The organism is Novosphingobium sp. KN65.2, from assembly GCF_001368935.1.
Taxonomy (GTDB): domain Bacteria; phylum Pseudomonadota; class Alphaproteobacteria; order Sphingomonadales; family Sphingomonadaceae; genus Novosphingobium; species Novosphingobium mathurense.
Genome location: NZ_CCBH010000090.1, coordinates 1 through 18,575, shown reverse-complemented (window position 1 = coordinate 18,575; position 18,575 = coordinate 1). Strand labels below are relative to the sequence as shown.

The 18,575-nt window shown below is 60.3% G+C and carries 12 protein-coding genes; 6 read left to right on the top strand and 6 right to left on the bottom strand.

Annotated elements, in window-relative coordinates:
* Positions 1-53: 53 nt before the first annotated feature.
* The 3 genes from SPHV1_RS03545 to SPHV1_RS24805 all read right to left on the bottom strand — a co-directional run bounded on the left by SPHV1_RS03545 (position 54) and on the right by SPHV1_RS24805 (position 3,086).
* Positions 54-1,463 carry a mannitol dehydrogenase family protein gene (locus SPHV1_RS03545; protein WP_231634502.1) on the bottom strand — a complete coding sequence of 470 codons (1,410 nt, stop codon included), beginning with the start codon at positions 1,461-1,463 and terminating at the stop codon, positions 54-56.
* Positions 1,460-2,860, bottom strand: a complete 1,401-nt coding sequence (gene uxaC / locus SPHV1_RS03540; RefSeq protein WP_054944697.1) for a glucuronate isomerase — start codon at positions 2,858-2,860, stop codon at positions 1,460-1,462. Before uxaC ends, SPHV1_RS03545 begins: the two co-directional genes overlap by 4 nt.
* A gap of 61 nt (positions 2,861-2,921) precedes the next feature.
* Positions 2,922-3,086 carry a hypothetical protein gene (locus SPHV1_RS24805; protein WP_156367229.1) on the bottom strand — a complete coding sequence of 55 codons (165 nt, stop codon included), beginning with the start codon at positions 3,084-3,086 and terminating at the stop codon, positions 2,922-2,924.
* Positions 3,087-3,174: 88 nt separating this feature from the next.
* Between SPHV1_RS24805 and manD the strand changes: the two genes are divergently transcribed.
* The 4 genes from manD to SPHV1_RS03520 all read left to right on the top strand — a co-directional run bounded on the left by manD (position 3,175) and on the right by SPHV1_RS03520 (position 9,412).
* Positions 3,175-4,383 (top strand): mannonate dehydratase, encoded by a 1,209-nt coding sequence (manD, locus tag SPHV1_RS03535; protein ID WP_054944708.1) that lies wholly within the window; start codon positions 3,175-3,177, stop codon positions 4,381-4,383.
* A gap of 15 nt (positions 4,384-4,398) precedes the next feature.
* The gene (locus SPHV1_RS03530; protein WP_054944696.1) at positions 4,399-5,355 is read left to right on the top strand and encodes a sugar kinase; all 957 of its coding nucleotides are present in this window, start codon (positions 4,399-4,401) and stop codon (positions 5,353-5,355) included.
* Positions 5,356-5,420: 65 nt separating this feature from the next.
* Positions 5,421-8,102 carry a glycoside hydrolase family 2 TIM barrel-domain containing protein gene (locus tag SPHV1_RS03525; protein WP_231634501.1) on the top strand — a complete coding sequence of 894 codons (2,682 nt, stop codon included), beginning with the start codon at positions 5,421-5,423 and terminating at the stop codon, positions 8,100-8,102.
* A 26-nt stretch (positions 8,103-8,128) separates the two neighbouring features.
* A complete protein-coding gene (locus SPHV1_RS03520) occupies positions 8,129-9,412 on the top strand; it encodes an MFS transporter (RefSeq protein WP_054944695.1) in 1,284 nt (427 codons plus the stop codon).
* Positions 9,413-9,897: 485 nt separating this feature from the next.
* Here SPHV1_RS03520 and SPHV1_RS03515 read toward each other — a convergent pair whose 3' ends face one another.
* Complete coding sequence (locus SPHV1_RS03515; protein ID WP_231634500.1) at positions 9,898-11,397, bottom strand: carboxylesterase/lipase family protein; 1,500 nt, start codon at positions 11,395-11,397, stop codon at positions 9,898-9,900.
* 228 nt (positions 11,398-11,625) lie between these two features.
* Between SPHV1_RS03515 and SPHV1_RS03510 the strand changes: the two genes are divergently transcribed.
* The gene (locus SPHV1_RS03510) at positions 11,626-13,224 is read left to right on the top strand and encodes a sulfatase-like hydrolase/transferase (RefSeq protein ID WP_082430782.1); all 1,599 of its coding nucleotides are present in this window, start codon (positions 11,626-11,628) and stop codon (positions 13,222-13,224) included.
* A 663-nt stretch (positions 13,225-13,887) separates the two neighbouring features.
* Here the strand turns inward: SPHV1_RS03510 and SPHV1_RS03505 are convergent.
* Positions 13,888-16,155 (bottom strand): TonB-dependent receptor, encoded by a 2,268-nt coding sequence (locus SPHV1_RS03505; RefSeq protein ID WP_231634499.1) that lies wholly within the window; start codon positions 16,153-16,155, stop codon positions 13,888-13,890.
* Between the two features lie 534 nt (positions 16,156-16,689).
* Here SPHV1_RS03505 and SPHV1_RS03500 point away from each other — a divergent pair.
* Positions 16,690-17,439: a FadR/GntR family transcriptional regulator gene (locus SPHV1_RS03500; RefSeq protein ID WP_054944692.1), complete on the top strand. Its 750-nt coding sequence runs from the start codon at positions 16,690-16,692 to the stop codon at positions 17,437-17,439.
* A gap of 363 nt (positions 17,440-17,802) precedes the next feature.
* Here the strand turns inward: SPHV1_RS03500 and SPHV1_RS03495 are convergent, their stop codons facing one another.
* Entirely contained in the window at positions 17,803-18,327 is a 525-nt protein-coding gene (locus SPHV1_RS03495; protein ID WP_054944691.1) for a MarR family winged helix-turn-helix transcriptional regulator, read from the bottom strand.
* Between the last annotated feature and the right edge of the window lie 248 nt (positions 18,328-18,575).

Genomic DNA, 18,575 nt, shown 5'->3' with positions numbered 1-18,575 from the left:
CTGAAAGATTGATGGTCCGATCAACAGGCGCAGGTGCCGGCGAACCAAGCGCTTCAAGAAATCCGAGCGATTGTCGGAGAGTCGCTGGCATCACCTAACCGATGCCTTACTTCGTCGTCCGAGATATTCCAGGTACCAGCCAAGAGACCTCGAGATCCGAATAGCGATAGCGCCAGGGCTGTGTTCGAACTGTCCTTTGCAAGCTCGGTCAGTCGTTCCGACAATGGATCTTCGACTTTGCCGTTTTGTCCGCGCAGGTGATCGAACCACGCCTTGAGCGATGCAATGATTGAGGGGCAGGGACGATCCAGTTCACGATTGGCTTCAAGCGTTGCGAGCCAGCGTTGCGGGATCTTCTGACTGCCGTCCATGGCGATCTGGATTAGGCGGTGCTTGAGGGCAGAGTTGGCAAAGCGGTCGAGCAGCGAGGATGCATAAGCGGCCAGGTCCTGGCCAGGAGATGCGCAAATCGTCGGTGCGGCTTCATCCCGCATGAGCCTTTCGACAATTGGACGGAGGTTCGGATCATCGATCGCTTCATGAACGTATTCGTGCCCCGCTCGCAGGCCCAAATAGGCCAGCGCAGAGTGGGCACCGTTCAGCATGCGCAGTTTTGCCGTCTCGAACGATGACACATCCGCGACCAATTGCGCGCCGACGTTCTCCCAACGCGGGCGTCCGCTCGCAAAATCGTCTTCGATGACCCACTGACTGAATGGCTCCGTGAAGACGGCCGCGCGATCTTCCACGCCAATGCGGTCAGCAAGCTCCACTTTGTCGGTATCGGTGGAGGCAGGTACGATGCGGTCGACCATGGTCGAAGGGCAGCGGCATTCGTTATCGAACCAGGCAAGCAGATCAGGCGCCCGGGCTTCGAGATATTGGCGCATAAGGCGCTTCAATTGCCGGCCATTGTGCGAGAGATTGTCGCAGCTGAGCAGGGTAAGCCCCTCACCGCCTGTAGCATGGCGGATCCGCATGGTGGCGGTGAGATAGGGATAGAAGCTGGTAGCGTCCGCAAGTGCGAAATCGAGAGTGCCCTCCTGAGTCTGGCAATATCCCTTCTCGGTAACGGTGAATGTAACGATACGGGTTTGGGGCGATGCGAGTTGCCGGATCAATCGGTCGCTCTCGCCAGCCGCCAGGAGCACGTCTCGCACTGCGCCGACAAGGCGTGACTTCATGCTCGTTCCTGAGCGCTCGGTAACAGTGTAGAGGCCGTCCTGGGGATTCATTTCCAGCGAAACGCCGGCTGATCGCAGCGAGACACCAAGGATCATCCAGTCCCTGTCGCCGGCATCCATGGCCCTGTCAGTATACCAGGCTTGATGCGCACGGTGGAATGCGCCGATTCCGAAATGGACGATCCCTGTCGCCTGCGCATCCCGATCGTATCCGAAGCGATTCTCGACGCGAATATGCTGCAGCGTGGAGCGACAAGCTCTTTCTGGATGGTGGTTCACAGCTTGTAGGCCTTCTTGGCGAGATTGTAGGCAAGGTCCTGAGCCAGTTCAGCCGCCTCCCAGTCGCTCATGCGATGCTCCGCCACCAGTTCAGCGAGGAAGCCGCAATCTATGCGGCGGGCAAGATCGTGCCGGGCCGGGATGGAGAGAAAAGCGCGTGTATCGTCGTTGAAGCCGACGGTATTGTAGAAACCGGCCGTCTCCGTCGTCGCCTTGCGGAAGCGTCGCATGCCCTCGGGGCTGTCGTGGAACCACCAGGCCGGGCCCAGTCGCAGGCACGGATAATGTCCTGCCAGAGGTGCCAGTTCGCGCGAATAGACGCTTTCGTCCAAGGTGAAGACGATAAGCGTGAAGTCCGACCGGTTGCCGAAGCGGTCGAGAAGGGGTTTGAGGGCGGACACGTACTCGGTACGCGAAGGAATGTCCGCACCCTTGTCCCATCCGAAACCCTCGAAAAGGGCTCGATTGTGATTGCGATAGGCCCCGGGGTGGAGTTGCATGACGAGCCCGTCTTCCAGGCTCATGGCCGCCATCTCGGTTAACATCTGTGCGCGGAAGAGCTCGGCGTCTGCCGGACTGCAGTCCTTCTTTGTAACGCGCGCAAACAGGGCTTGCGCTTCATCAGCCGACAGGTCAGCGGTTTGTGCAGTCGGATGTCCATGATCGGTGCTCGTCGCGCCCATTTTCGCAAAGAATGCCCGGCGCTTGCGGTGCGCAGTGAGATATCCTGTCCAGGAATGGCAATCCTCATCGGTCAGTTCCGACAACCTGGCCAGGTTGTCGTGAAAGCCTTCGAACTGAGGATCGACGACGGGGTCGGGACGATAGGCGGTGATGACGCGCCCAGACCAGCCCGAATCGCGAATGGCCTGATGGTGTTCGAGCCGATCTAGCGGCCCTTCCGTGGTCGCGATGACTTCGATGTTGAAACGTTCGAAAAGCGCCCGGGGCCGAAAGGCGTCCGTGGCCAGTTTGGCGGTGATCGTGTCGAAGTACAGATCGCTGGTCCGCGCATCGAGGATCACGTCGATGTCGAATGCTTCTGCGAAGACCCAGTCAAGCCATATGCGCGAAGGCGTCCCACGGAACAGGTGGTATCGTTCAGCAAAGAGACGCCAGGCCTCGCGCGGATCGGCATCAGACTTGCCAATGCCAAGATCTTGCAGGCCCACACCTTGTGAATAGAGCATCCGGAACACGTAGTGATCAGGGGCAAGGAGCAGATCCGTGGCGTTGCCAAAAGCCTCATTCGCGGCAAACCAGCGTGGGTCCGTATGCCCGTGCGGGCTGATAATCGGCAGTGAAGCGATGCTTTGATAAAGCTCTCGGGCGAGTGCGCGAGTGGACGGATCGGCAGGCAGCAACCGGTCGGGATGCAATTCGAGTGTTCTGGTCATGTCATTCACCGTACAAGTGGTGCATCAATGTGGCGGTATGTCATTGCCTGGCGCGCTCTATTCATGCCTGTCCTTCGTTCGCCATAAATGGGTTTTCCAGTGTGGCAATGAAGCCGTTGAGAGTGGGGCCGCCCAGGCTCGATGCAACATGAGGAATCATGAGGTGGCTTCCCTGAAGGGGACGATCCTGGATTTCGCCCATATCGCCATCTCGAATATTGGTCAAACCAGTTACAATCCTATTGACAGACCAATGTGTCGATGTCAAGAAATTGGGTTCATACCAGTCTACCGTTCCGAGGGAAGTGGCCAACATGAGAATTGAGTCTGCCAGGGTAATTGTGACGTGCCCGGGACGGAACTTCGTTACGCTTAAGATATTCACGGACCAAGGCGTTTACGGAATCGGGGACGGCACCCTCAATGGACGTGAGACTGCTGTCGTTGCGTATCTCGAGGATCACGTCATTCCATGCCTGATCGGCATGGATCCACGCAGGATCGAGGATATCTGGCAATACCTGTACCGCGGAGCATACTGGCGACGCGGGCCGGTTACCATGCGGGCGATTGCGGCGGTCGACATGGCGCTATGGGATATCAAGGCCAAGATGGCCGGGATGCCCCTGTATCAACTGCTGGGTGGGCGCTGTCGCGATGGCGTGATGGTCTATGGTCATGCCAATGGTTCCGATATTGGTGAGACAGTTGAGGCGGTTGGCCACTATATCGACATGGGCTACAAGGCGATACGCGCGCAAACCGGAGTTCCCGGCATCAAGGATGCCTATGGGGTCGGGCGCGGGAAGCTCTACTACGAACCGGCCGACGCAGCGCTTCCGTCGGTGACCGGCTGGGATACGCGCAAGGCGTTGAACTATGTGCCCAAGCTCTTCGAGGAGCTGCGCAAGACTTACGGTTTCGATCACCATCTGCTGCACGACGGTCATCACCGTTATACGCCGCAGGAGGCGGCCAATCTTGGCAAGATGCTGGAGCCTTACCAGCTTTTCTGGCTGGAAGATTGCACTCCGGCCGAGAACCAGGAAGCCTTCAAGCTCGTCCGTCAGCATACCGTTACCCCACTGGCCGTGGGAGAGATCTTCAATACGATCTGGGATGCCAAGGACCTCATCCAGAACCAGCTCATCGATTATATCCGTACAACGGTAGTCGGGGCAGGCGGGATCACGCACTTGCGTCGGATCGCAGACCTGGCATCTCTTTACCAGATCCGCACCGGCTGCCACGGTGCCACCGACCTGTCGCCGGTTACGATGGGATGTGCGCTGCATTTCGACACCTGGGTCCCCAACTTCGGTATCCAGGAGTACATGCGCCACACCGAGGAAACGGACGAGGTCTTCCCGCACGATTACCGTTTCGACAAGGGCGAACTGTTTGTCGGCGAAACTCCGGGGCATGGCGTGGACATCGACGAGGAACTCGCCGCGAAGTACCCCTACAAGCCAGCTTACCTGCCGGTCGCACGGCTGGAAGATGGCACGATGTGGAACTGGTGAGGTCGCTGATCGGGAATGACTGAAGTGCGCAGGATCGTCTGCCTCGGCGAATGCATGCTGGAACTCTCGCGCAATCCGGGAGGAGGAGACGGCTGGCGCATGGGATTTGGGGGGGACACTCTCAACACGGCTGTGCATCTGGCACGGTCCGGGCATCGGGTGTCCTACATGACTGCACTGGGCAGTTGTCCGTTCAGTGAGAACCTGCGTCGTGCCTGGGAGAGCGAAGGGATCGATTGCAGCCTTGTCGTGACCCACCCTACGCGTCGGCCCGGGATCTACGCGATCTCGACCAACGATGAAGGTGAGCGCAGCTTCACCTATTGGCGAGACAGCAGCGCAGCGCGGGCCATGTTCGAGATTTCCGAGATCGAAGAGGCAATCGCCAAAGCCGAAACTGCCGATCTTTTCTATTTCTCGCTGATCTCGATGGCGATCCTTCCGCCACAGGGCCGCAGGGATCTGATTCTTCTGGCGAAGGCGGTGCGAGAGAAGGGGGGGCTTGTTGCTTTCGACAGCAACTATCGGCCCGTCCTTTGGGAATCGCGCTATGCCGCGCAGTACTGGCGTGACCAGGCCATTGCGCTCGCCAATATCGGGCTGCCGACGTTCGACGACGAGGCAGAGCTGTGTTCTGCGCGAGACGAAGGTGAAGTGGCCGCGCATTGGCGAGGGCTCGGCTGCGAAGAAGTGATCGTGAAGTTGGGCGCGCGGGGATGCCTTTTGCCCGATGGGAATTCCTGTCCGGTGCCCAAGACGGTGTCGCCTGTCGACACGAGCGGTGCAGGGGATGCCTTCAATGCCGGCTATCTGGCTGCGCGCATCGGCGGCGGATCTGTGCTTACTTCCGCGTTGGCCGGCCATGCACTCGCCGGCTGGTGTGTCATGCATCCTGGGGCGATTCCGCAGTTTCATCAATCGGCGCCATATGGGCGCAACGAGCCGAATCCCCCGGTAGCGGTGCCGCAGTAACCCCCCGATCCAGCGGGACCGGATCGCACTGCCTGTACGAGAGAAACGAGACGAGGGAGATGGTCTTGATTAAACACGATAGCCTGGCCTGGATGGCCCTTGCCGGAGCCTGCCTGTTTCCTTCGACAACACCGGCGGTGGCTGCGTCTCAAGCGCAGCAAGCCCAAGGCAATCGTACTGTCGTCGAACTCGGGGACGGATGGCGCTTTCGCAAGGGAGACATTCCCGCACAATCGCCCGAGTTTGACGATCGAGACTGGTCGAATGTCACGGTTCCGCACACATGGAACAGGGTGGGCGATTATGATGCCGCCGCCCAAGTGGCCGGTTCCTCGGGCCGTCAGCTCGACAAGTATATGGGCGTGGCGTGGTATCGCCTCTCCTTTGTTCCTCCGGCGGCAGGACCCGACAAGAGAATTTGGCTCGAATTCGATGCGGCAAGCCGCACAGCCGAAGTGTGGCTCAACGGCAAGCGATTGGGTGCACATGCCGGCGGGTTCTCGCGTTTTCGCTTCGATGCTACCGATGCGATCAACAAGGGAGGCCGCAATTATCTGGCGGTCCGGGTAGACAATAGTGAGCCTCAGTCGGGCAATGCGACCGCGGATACACTCCCACTGGCAGGGGATTTCTTCGTCCAGGGCGGTCTCTATCGGCCCGTGCGGTTGATTGTTACCGATGCTGCGCACTTTAGCATGGACGATTTTGGCGGACCCGGGATCTATGCCCGGACGAAGAGCATCGCGTCCGGCACGGCTACGGTCTCCGTGGCGGCCAAACTTGCCAGTGAACTTACGGGGCCGCTGCAAGGCAGTGTCGTGACGCGGCTCGTTGCCGCGGACGGCAAGATTGCCGCTCGCTCGGTTTCACCGATCCTTTTGCAAAGCGGTGGAAGGGTAGAGGTCTCGCAGGAACTCACGGTGCCCGATGCGCACCTTTGGCAGGGGACCGAAGACCCCTATCTCTATTCGCTGGAGACCGAACTGCGCGATGGCAAGGGACGGTTGCTTGACCGTACCGAACAGCCCCTTGGGATCCGGCAGTTCCGGATCGATCCTGACAAGGGCTTCTTCATAAATGGAGAGCACGTGGCGCTCCACGGCGTGGGGCTCCACCAGGACAGCATGGAAGCCGGCTGGGCGATGACAAAATCGCAGATTGCCGATCGTTTTGCGACCATACGCGACATGGGCGCGAACACCATCAGGCTGACGCACTATCAGCATGGCCAGCCCATTCATGACCTTGCAGATCGATATGGCCTCGTTCTCTGGGACGAGATCGCGCTTGTCACGGCCTGGACGCTGGACAAGGCGCAGGGTGCCGCGCCGCCCGAGATCATGGCTCAGGCCCGGCAGCAACTGGTCGAACTGATACGCCAGAATTACAACCATCCCTCGGTCGCACTCTGGGGCATCGCCAACGAAGTCGATTTCGGGCCGATGCGCCCGGATTTTCTCGGCCGTGGTCTGAGGGTAAGTCCGAGCGACCCCACCCCGATGCTGGAAGAGCTCGCGGCTATTGTGCGCAATGAAGACCCGGATCGCGCCTCGACCCTTGCCACGTGCTGTGAAGACCGTGGAATGCCGGATGTGCCGATAGTCGCCAATGCCGTTCCTGTCTCAGGGGGCAACCGTTATTTCGGATGGTACTACGGCAAGCCCGAGGAAGTGGGGCCGCATTTCGATGCCTTGCATGCAAAACGGCCCTCGCAGCCTCAGGCGATCACGGAATACGGGGCGGGTGGAGCGCTTTCGATCCATACGGATAACCCGCTTGGTGGCCCCTTCGACATGGGTGGGCACGACCAGCCGGAGGAATACCAATCCTGGTTGCATGAGAAAACTTGGCCGATCCTGGAGAAGCGACCGTACCTGTTCGCCAGTTGGCTGTGGAACGCATTCGATTTCGCGACGGTGACCCGAACGGAAGGAGATGCCAAGGACATCAACACCAAGGGTCTGGTCAGCTATGATGGACGAACCCGCAAGGACGCGTTCTATTACTACCGCGCGCACTGGTCAGGCCAGCCCACCGTTCATGTGAATGGCCGCCGCTACGTTCAGCGGGCCTATCCCACGATCGACATCAGCGTCTACAGCAACGCCCCTCGTACCAAGCTGTTCCTGAACGGCAAGGAGCTGGGTGAGCAGGGCGAGTGCGACAACCTGGTCTGTGTCTGGTCCGACGTGCGGCTGAGTGCAGGCACGAACCGGGTCGAGGCAGTGGGAAGCTTTGCCGACAAGGACGTGCGCGATGCCGTTACCTGGAACCTCGATGCTTCGAGAGCCAGCGCCTATTATATCGATAGCGGCGCGCTTGTCGCTGCAAGGGGTTACGGATCGGATACGTTCTTCAAGGGTGGAAGCGCCGGGTCGACCGACCAGCATCCGCGTGGACGACCTGCTGTTCTGGCACCCATAGTGCCCGATGAGGAGCATGCGCAGCTTGCCACCTTCCGAGAAGGCGACTTCAGTTATCGTCTCCCGGTGGAACCGGGCCGTTACAGCATAACGCTGCGTTTCGTTGAGCCCAGGGTTGCTCCGGGAGAGCGCGTCTTCGATGTGAAAGCCAACGGAAAGACCGTTCTTGCCGGCTTGGATGTGGCCAGGGAAGCAGGGGCGCCATCCACGCTGGTTGCTCGCACGGTCACGGTGGATGTCACTGGAAACGCGCTCGATCTGCAGTTCGTGCCACGCGAGGGCGATGCAATCGTCTCGACCATTGAAGTGCGCCCAAGCGCCTAATTCTCTGGCATTGGAAGTAGGAAATCATGACCATCTTCAAGGGTAAGCTGCGCTGGTGGATGATCGGGCTGGTCACGCTGGGTACGATCATGAACTATCTGGCGCGCTCCACGCTCTCCGTCGCAGCGCCGACGCTCAAGGATGAGTTCGGCATGACGACGGAGCAGTATAGCTGGGTCGTGCTGGCGTTCCAGGCGAGCTATACCGCCATGCAGACAGTGGCTGGGGCCTTGCTGGACTCAATGGGAACACGGCTTGGCTTCTTCATCTTCGCGATGGGGTGGGCTCTGGCCAACATGGGGCATGCCTTAGCCACAGGCTGGCCGAGTCTGGCGGCATTCCGCGCAGCACTTGGCGCCACTGAAGCCGCAGCCATTCCGGCAGGGGCGAAAGTGACTTCCGAATGGTTTCCCGCGCACCAGCGCCCACTGGCCACCAGTTGCTTCCAGATGGGCACAAGCGTGGGTTCGATGCTGGCGCCACCGCTTGTCGCCTTTTGCATCCTGTGGTGGGGTTGGCAGGAAGCGTTCCTGATTACCGGCGGTCTCAGCGTCGCATGGGCCTTGTTGTGGTGGTTCGGTTACCGCAAGCCGGAAGACCATCCCGCGATAACGCCCGGTGAGCTGGAAGAGCTGAAGAAGAACGAACAGGGCATCGAGGGAGAAGTGCGTCCGGCAACGCGCGGTGCAGTTCTCCGAAGCCGCGGTTTCTGGGCAATCGCCGTGCCGAGGTTTCTGGCCGAACCGGCATGGCAGACCTTCAACTTCTTCATCCCGCTCTATCTCGTCTCGGTCTGGGGGTTGAACTTGCGCGATATCGCGCTCTGGGCCTGGCTTCCCTTCTTGGCAGCCGACTTCGGTTCACTGGCCGCCGGTATTCTGCCCAATGCGCTGATGCGGCGTGGGGCGGGAATGATTGCGTCGCGCAAGGTGACGATGACCGTCGGCGCCTTGTGCATGATCGGCCCGGCCTGCATTGGTCTCGCCGTTTCCCCAGGGCTTGCGATCGCTCTCTTCTGCGTCGGCGGCTTCGCCCACCAGATGTTGAACGGTGCGCTCATCACCTTGTGCGCGGATATATTCGACACGCGAGCTGTGGGAACCGCCAGCGGCATGGCCGGTTCCATCGCCTGGATCGGGGGCATGCTGTTCACCTTCCTCATTGGCCAGAGCGCCGACCAGTTCGGGTACGCCCCCCTGTTCGTAGCGCTCGGTTGCCTGGACCTCGTAGGGGCGTGCGTCCTCTGGGGCCTTCTGCGGTCTTCTCCGAAGTCCCCGGACGGTTCGAACGGAAGGGCCGAACTGGGCTGAGCCGCGTAAGGCAGATTAGGCTGCACGGAGCGCGATCAAAGGGAGCGGCTCAGATTGGACGCAGCTGTCGCTTCGAGCGCTCCTGCGGATCTGTCGATGGCGGTTGCGCAGTCCATATGACCGGCTCCCGTTGCCCCTCGCAAACTATCAGTCGGCAAACGTGGGTATGCCTTATCGCATCGGGCGTCAAAGGACTGCGGACAGGCGATCCGGCTTCCAGGCAAGTGCGTCTGCCGCGTCGTCCGGATCGTTATCGGGTCCGGCGTCGACCGCCTTGGGGAGCTACGGTGACACCGTCAGCGCAGAACGTCCCGACACACGGGGCCAGCGTCCTTCGGGGTAATCGGCTTCATCTTACAGGACTTGCCACGTGGCAAGCGCCGGTATCCTTCTCCAGCGGGGCGTGCGCCCGAGGCCGCGATAAGCCCGCGGGCAAGCGTCACCGATGCACTGTCCCGACCTGCCCATGGCTGGCCCAAGCGGCTTCAAGGGTTGGAAATGGTGTTGCTGGTGTCGAAGAAAAGCAGTCGCTCTCTGGCCGGCCACGGCGCCGGGCGCAGATCGTCCGCAATCATCGTTAGCCGGGGCATGCCTGCATCGAATTGGGGGAAAACAGCGCCGGGCGCGTTCGGTGATCCGGTGCGCGCAAAGGCGATCAGGGCCGTGACCATCTTTTCGCTGATTTGCCGGTCCTTCGCGGTCCAGTCGCGGGTATGGCGGTAGCGATTGAAACTGTCGAGCGTGCCGAGCCAGAAGGGAACTTCCGAGGTATGATAGGCGCCGGCGCTGGCCGGATCGAGGTCCGAGAATGTAACGCCAGGCGCAAAGGAATGGGGGCGGGCGAACTCATACGAGAATACCGGCGCATGACCGTGCGCCTTCTGCAGGGATGCCCACGCGAACATGCCCAGTGCAACCGTATTGTCGCGGTCTGCAAGCCGGGACTGTGCTTTCGCCTCGGCGTCGTTCGTCGCCGGATAAAGCTCGAGAAACTTCGTCGCGCGATCGCCGTACTGTGCCTGTGCCTTGGCCATGTATTCGGTCAGTCCCCCTACCGGCCCCATGCCGCCGAGCGCTTCATCGCGCGTGAAGCCGAGCATCAGGGGGACGTCGGCCTGCTGACCGCGCTTGAAGATCTCGGTGATCGGTGCGGGGAGGACATATCCGTCGATTGCGGGGCCAGTGCTGGGCCCCCCGGGCACCCGCGGCACGACGAGGCGATCAGCGGGCATTGCCCGCAACTGTGACAGGTTGGCCGCCTTCCAGACCTCCTCGAGCTTGCTTCCCGCTTCTTCGGCCTCGGCGAGTGACGGCATGGTGATCGGTCCTGCGATCATCGCCCCGCTCATACCGACTGCACGCTGGAACAGCCCCTTGGCCAGCGGGCTGGCCTGAAGCGTGAGTACGGACATCGAACCCGCCGATTGGCCGACGATCGTGATGTTGTCTGGATCACCGCCGAATTCCGATATGTTGCGCTTGATCCACTGAAGCGCGGCGATCTGGTCAAGAAGGCCATAGTTTCCCGATGCGCCGTGCGCGGACTCAGCGCTGAGTTCGGGAAGGGCAAGGAAGCCGAGCGGTCCTACGCGGTAATTGAGGTTGACGAAAACCGTTCCGTGCTCAGCGATGGTTTCGCCGTCGTAGATCGGAAAGCTCCCGGCACCGGTGTAGAATGCCCCGCCATGAATGTAGACAATGACCGGTGCTTTTTTGGTCCCGGGTTTGGTCCAAACGTTGAGATAAAGGCAGTCCTCGGACATCGTTTCCGCACCGGCGTACGAGTTCGCTGTTGCATTGCGCAGGGGTTGGAAGCACTGGGGACCGAATTCCGCAGCCGATCGAATGCCTGACCAGACAGGAGCGGGCTGGGGCGCGCGCCAGCGCAAGTCACGCACCGGCGCTGCTGCATAGGGTATGCCCAGGTACGTGCGAATGCCTGACGGGAGGTCCTTGCCGGACAGCGCGCCGCTCTGTGTGCGCACGATCGCTGCAGGCGCCGGGTCGATTGCAGGTTTGGCCGAGACGGCAGTGGACCCTAAGATTAGCCCTGCGAGAATTGTGGCGAGGTGTCTGGCGCGCATCGCATGGGTCTCCAACCTGAGCATTCAAACGTTGTAACGACCCGGAAATTTCGTCGTTCGCTATTGACTCTAGCGCACATTTGCCCAGATTGGCCAGACCAAAAATATGATATTGGATTGGAAGAGAGAATGGCGGCACGCAAGGTCGACCGTCGGTCGGTCATTCGCGATGGGATTGCTGGGATCGCGGGCGCATCTGCGATCTTCGGTGCCCCCAAGGTGCTGGCTCAGGCAGTACGCCCGACCGCCGGATCGCGACCCAATCTGATCCTGTTCATGACGGACGAATGCCGGGCTGACGCCCTGTCGAGCTATGGCAACCCGGTTTGCAAGACGCCCAATTTCGATCTCCTTGCACGACAGGGGACGCGCTTTGCGGACTGTCATGTCCAGTACCCGGTCTGCGGTGCTTCGCGATGCAGCCTCTTGACCGGACTGCCCGTGGCCAACACCGGGCATCGAAGCCTCTACTACTTCATCAGGCCCGATGAACCGAACATGCTGCGCTATCTCAAGGAATCGGGTTACGACACATATCTCATCGGCAAGAATGACGCCTTGGCGGAGGCAAGCTTCCCGCTGAGTCTGACGAACTGGCTGGATTTTCCGTGGCGAGGCGGGGGAGGGAATACTCCGTTCGATCTTGATGCCCCGAATACGATGCTGATCGATGCCAAGCCCGATCCACGCCAGACGAACGATTACAGGTTGCTGCAGTCGGCCATAAAGATTCTGGAGCGGCGTGAGCAGGAGCGGCCATTCTGCATTTTCCTGGCGATCGGTTCGCCGCACCCGCCCTACTTTGCGCCTCAGGGCTTTGCCGACATGTACAAGCCCGGCGACCTACCCGATCTGGCTCCTCCCGGGCTGGCGAAAAAGCCGGAGTATCAGGAAATCGTGAGGAAGGCCTATCACCTCGATGAGGTTGGGGATGCTGTGTTCCGGCGTGTGCGTGCCACCTATTACGGACAGGTGAGCTATGCCGATTGGCTGCTCGGGCAATTGATGGAAGCACTCGAACGAACCGGGCGTACCAGTGATACCGTTCTCGTCGCAAGTTCGGACCATGGCGATTACGCAGGGGACTACGGGATGGTCGAGAAGTGGCCTGGCGGGCTAGAAAGCTGCCTGACGCGGGTGCCACTGGTGATCCGCATGCCGGGCGGTGCGCAAGGTCATGTCGTTCCCGAGATGACCGAACTGTTCGACATCATGCCGACCTTCCTCGATCTTGGCGCGGTGAAGCCGAGGCAGGCGATCTTCGCCCGCAGCCTGCTGCCCCAACTCGGCGGAGCAGCAGGGGATCCCGAGCGCGCTGCTTTCACCGAATCCGGCTACGACACCTTCGAACCGCAAGCATTCGAGCCCCGGATGAAAGGGCCGCCGAATCTCTACACGGCCAAGCACGAAGTCCAGAACGACTTCCCGCAGACCGTTACGCGCGCGGCGGCGATCACCACTCCAGCCTACAAGCTCATTGCGCGCCCGAAAGGCCAATCCGAGCTTTACGACCGCAAGAAGGATCCCGCGGAGCTCGTTAACCTGATCGATGATCGCCGATATGCCGGGACGCGCGAAGCGCTTACGCGCAGGCTGTTGGATCGGTATATATCGACCACCGGCGTGCCGCCCATTGAACGGGATTCACGCGAGGTCCCGCCTGATCCACCGATGCCGAAATTCGGTAACGGCGCTTCTCCTTCCGCGGCACACCCCCCGCAGACGTAATGTTATCGCGTGTGGGGCGCCTAGGTCGACGACATGAAAACCCGGGCCGTTATCCGTAATGACGGACTGAAGTCGAACAGTTTCCGGTCTGTCGCGCCGCAAGATTCCGCTCCAAGCAAGCTCGGCTGGCGCTCCACTTCCCCATTCTCACGTATGTCTTCACTGTCGGCAAGCTCGCCCTGTAGGCGATAGCGCCATGGTCCAGGTTGTGTTGCCCCCCGGCCTATGGGGCAGATTACGGGTGTGGAGCAGCGTCGTGCTGCGCAACTGTGCCCCAAAGGCATGCGGCACCCGCTTCCACTTCTAAACGCGCATGATTGAGCTTTGCCTTGCGGCGGGCGATGCGCGCATCATCGTCCCTTTCGCAATATAGGCCGAATTTGTCATCCAGAGCCACCAGGTACATTGTGCCAGTGGCTACTGCTGCGTTGCCTCCATTGGAATGGAACGTGCGGGCCATTTGGCTGGTGCAATCGCCATCGCGGTTGGGGCAAGGCAGTGCCGATCACAGGGCACAGCCTCTTTCAGAACGAATTTTTTGCCAGCATTGTGCGTGCAGACCCGCGGCGCGCTGGAGCCGCTGGCCAAGGCCCGGCCTATTGCATAAAAAAGGGGCCGGCGCGATTGCGCCGACCCCGGGGACTTTCAGGTTGCCGGACGGCGTTAGCGGTCGCCGCCAAATCCGAAGCGCAACTTGATGCCGACATAGCGACTGTAATTGCGGGGCACCTGCTGCACGATCGCCGTGCCGGTATAGCCATTGTCCGAATAGTCGGTCAGCACCGCGGCATAGGACTTGTCGAACAGGTTGTTGACGAACAGCGAGACTTCCCAGTTGCGGTTCTCGGTTTCGCGCAGGCCGATGGTGGCATTGGCGATGCCGTAAGCTTTCTGCACGGTCAGCGGGTTGCCGTCGAGCGCGAAGTTCACGTCGTCCTGCCAGACATAGTTGGCCGAAGTGAAGACGCTGATGGGCGAATTGCCCAGCGGCGTTTCGAAGTTGCCGCCGATGTTGTACTTGAACTTCGGCGAGTTGGCCAAGCCGGCGCCGGCAAGATCCTGCGAACCATCGATGCAGCCTTGTGCCGCCGTCTGGCCCGGATAGCAGGTCGCATTCGGGAACTTGCGGATCTTCGCATCGACATAGGCTGCCGATGCAAAAAGCGAGAGGCCGTCCACGGGGCGCAACGTTCCTTCGAACTCGATACCCTTGGTGCGCAACTTGCCGACATTGCGAAGAACCGGCTGGATCGCGCCTCCCACGAATTCGACATTCTGGGCCTGGAAGTCGTCGTAATCGGTCCAGAAGCCGGTGAGGCCGAACGAGCCGCGATTATCCCAGAACCGGCCCTTTACGCCGACTTCGTAAGCAACCGAGTTTTCCGGCTTCACCAGATTGTCGATGCGCGACTGGTTGAACCCGGACGAGATGTCGTAGGCCTGCCCCTTGTAACCGGTCGCAATCGAGGCATAGGTCATCAGTTCGTCGGTGATGAAGTGCTGCAACGACGCTTTACCCGTGACGGCGGTATCTTTCGCCTGCCCCTCGTAGACGATCGGGGTGGCCGGGATGTTGTCGCGGTAGAAGACACCTACCTTCTCGTTGTTGATGCGTCCGCCGACGGTCAGTTTGGTCTGTTCCGACAAATCGTAGCCGAGCTGCGCGAAGGCCGCCAGCGTCCGCGTCGAAGCGGTTGAATCCCAGTTGCGGCGCAGGAAAGTCAGGAACGAAGCGGTATCGCGCGCGAACTGGCGATCCGTCTCGCCGTCCGCGTAATAGAGACCCACGAGGTAGTCGAACGAACCGGTATCGGCCGAAGTCAGGCGCAGTTCCTGCGCGAACTGCTTCGCATGGTACGGGCCGCCCTGTCGGATGACGAATGATGGGGTGAAGTCGAAGTCCGACGACGTGTCGAGCTTCCAGTCCTGGTAGCTGCTGATCGAGGTCAGCGAAGCAAAACCGAGATCGAGGCCGATCTTGGCCGATGCCATCCACTGTTCCGTATTCGAAAGCTGGTCATCGTTCACCGTGACTTCGGTGTTGGCCATGCCGGGGACGACCCCACCCAAATTAATCGGACGACCGTTCTGAAGAGTGCCGGGAGCGACGTAGTAGTAGGTCGGCTGGTTGCCGCTCGACTTGGTATTGCTGTAGTCACCGATCAGCTGGACAGACAGAATGCCGCTGTCGTAATTGACCTTGCCGCGGAAACCGTAGCTTTCCTCGCCGTTGAGCCAGGAGTCGTTGGTCAGGTTGCGGATATAGCCCTTGCGATCGCCGTAGAAGGCGTTGACGCGGAAGCCTGCGCTGTCACCGATGGGACCGGACAGGTTGCCGTTCACGCGCACTTCGTTGTCGTCGGTCATCAAGCCTTCGACAAAGCCGCTCAACGTGCTCGTCGGATCCTTGGTCACGATGTTGATCACGCCAGCTGAAGCGTTCTTGCCGAACAGCGAATCCTGCGGTCCGCGCAGCACTTCGATACGGGCAATGTCATTGAGCTTGCCGAATGCCTGACCCTGCTGAAGCAGGGCGACGTCATCCACAACGATCGAAACCGACGGCTCGACGCTGGTGGAGAACGACAGCGTGCCGACGCCGCGCAGCGACACGGTCGACGAAGCCGAGTTGCCCGCGCTGGCCACCGTAACCGACGGGGCGACATTGGTGATGTCGGTGAAATCCTTGACCTGCGCCGCATCGAGCGTCTTCTCGCTGATTGCCGAGACGGCGGCCGGGACTTGAAGAATGTCTTGCGTGCGCTTTTGTGCGGTGACGATGATGACGCCGGCATCCTGGGCCACATCGGCTGCATCAGCCGAATTCAAGTCCTGCGCGAGCGCGGGTGCGGCGACCAGTAAGCCAGCCAGTGAGCCGGCCACGATGGCGCGACGCCCAGTTGTAACGCCGAGAATTGCAGAATGCCTCACGAACTCATCTCCCTACGAACCTTGATGCGGTTGACTAGCCGATTAGATTATTTTGGTAAGACCAGTCAAGCCACTTGGTTTACCGTCGCGTTGAAAATCGCCAGATCGCTCACTGAGATCCCATCCTGCAAGCATTTCAAGCTCACAAAGGGTGCGTTCTGCTAGCCGAAGGGAAGGTTCGAGGACCTGCGTAAATCCGTGCTTGCCGACAAAGACGGAAATGGCGACTTGGTTGCAATAATCTTCGTTCTGAAGCCCATCGATGTGCCGTCGACCGATGCCGGACGCGCGCACGAAGCTGGAGGCTTGCCTCAAGTATGCACCCATTTCGCGTAGCGCCGTCCATTCCTTTTGTGCCTAGGTGGGGCGCGGTTTTCGGGGTCATGCCATTGAGGCCCCGGCAGGTGACGATGTCGCAGGCATAGGTTATATGCATTGCCTGCTCGCAAATATCTGCACAGGTCTCTATGCTGGATTGACCTGGATTTATTGGTCTGTCACATTGTTGAAATTGGTAAGGAAGACGAAAAAGCGATGTCTGACGGTGTGAAAGAGCGGCTCTATCAGGATCTTGCTCGCGAACTACTCGTCGATCTGGCGCAAGGGAAATACCGCGTCGGTGACCGTCTGCCTGCCGAGCGAGAGCTGTCTGCGCTCCACAACGTCAGCCGCCCCACTGTGCGCGAGGCGATCATCGCGCTCGAGGTTCAGGGACTGGTCGAAGTGCGGGTAGGCTCGGGCGCATATGTGGTGCGGCTGCCGGGCGACGAGGAGAAGCCTGGTTTCAATATCTCCGCTTTCGAACTTACCGAAGCCCGGCTGTTGGTCGAAGCCGAATGCGCCGCGCTCGCCGCTGCTCAGATCACCGACGAGGAACTTGCCGGGCTTGAGCGACTGGTGGAGGAGATCGCGCGGGAAAACCTGGATCCCAAAGGTACTGAAAGGGCCGATCGTCAATTCCATGTCGCGATCGCAGCGGCTACTCGCAATGCAGCGTTGATCGAGATCGTGGAACGCTTGTGGAATTTGCGGGCCACGTCGCCCGAAGCCTCGCTGCTTCACGAAAAGGCCCGCAGCGCCAACATCAAGCCTGTCGTCGATGAGCACACTGCCGTGCTCGATGCACTGCGCGCCCGCGATCCCCGCGCAGCGCGGGCGTCGATGCGCGCGCATCTTTCCACGGTACTCGACAGCCTGCTATTCGCGACCGAAGAGCGCGCGGTCGAGGAAGCGCGCCGCGCCGTCGCCGCAAAGCGCGAACGTTATGCACGGGCGACGTCGTGATTGCCTCTAACCCCTGACGCTACCCCCATGCAGGCCGATCCTGTGATCCGCGCAATCGTGCGCTAGACTTTATGCCGAAGCGACCTGCTTGCTGATATTCAGTCCCGGCTTCCCTCGGATCCTCGCTGGCGGGCATCACGAGCGAGCAGCCTTTCTGAGACGCCAGCCTTGGAGCGGCCGAGCGGCAGGAGTTGAACGCGCACAGCGGTGCCTGTCTAGATGGGGGCGAACATTCCTTCACCCCACTACGGACGGTGAGGGCAGCATTGATCTGCAGTTGAGGCCGATTTGGCAGTTCATGCCCGCAATGGCCGGATCAATATGCCGGGCTAAGGCCAGCTATCCGCGAGCGGGGGAGGGCTACTATTCGCCATTGTCCTGCGGGCGGGTGCGTTCGAGGAACAGCGAATTGCCATCCTCGTCGGTTGCCTCCAGTGCGTCGATCAGGATCTTGAGAATGTGGTCGAACATGGCGACTTCGTGGGGCAGCAGATTGGACATGAGATAGTCCGCGACCTGGTCGCTCTGCGGCTCCATGATCCGGAACAGCCGTTCGCCCTCTTCAGTCAGGGTCAGGCGTTTGCGCCGCTTGTTCTGCGGGTCGCGTTCGACGCGGATGCGGTCGTTGCGTTCCAGCGCGAAGACGGCACGAGAGACGCTCATTGCGCTCACACCGGTCATGTCCGCAAGTTCGTGGCTGGCGCAGCCGGGATAGCGACCGATCAACATGAGCAGCCGAAACTCGTTGACGCTGATCTTGTACTGCTGCTCGAGGTGCATCGAGAAAGGCGCGAGCAGCTTGTTCGAGAGCTTGAGCAGACGATGCAGGATATCCGCATGGGTGCCCGTTGCCTCATCCGGCTCAATCTCGGGAATGTCTTGCGTCATGGCCGGTCCGCTGCGTAGTTGCTCGCTTCCAGCCAGCCTAGCGCATAGGCTTGCAGCACTGTCAATATAATCACGGCCGTTAGTGATGGATCTTGCCCTCATTGTACAATGGCGACTGACCTGAGCCCGGCAAACTGGTCCGAACATTCTGAGAATTTCCCGGTTAGGTTTGGCCGGTGGCAGTCAGAAGATTCGCGGCATGAAGAAGTCCAGGTTCAGTGAGCAGCAGATCGCCTTCATACTGAAGC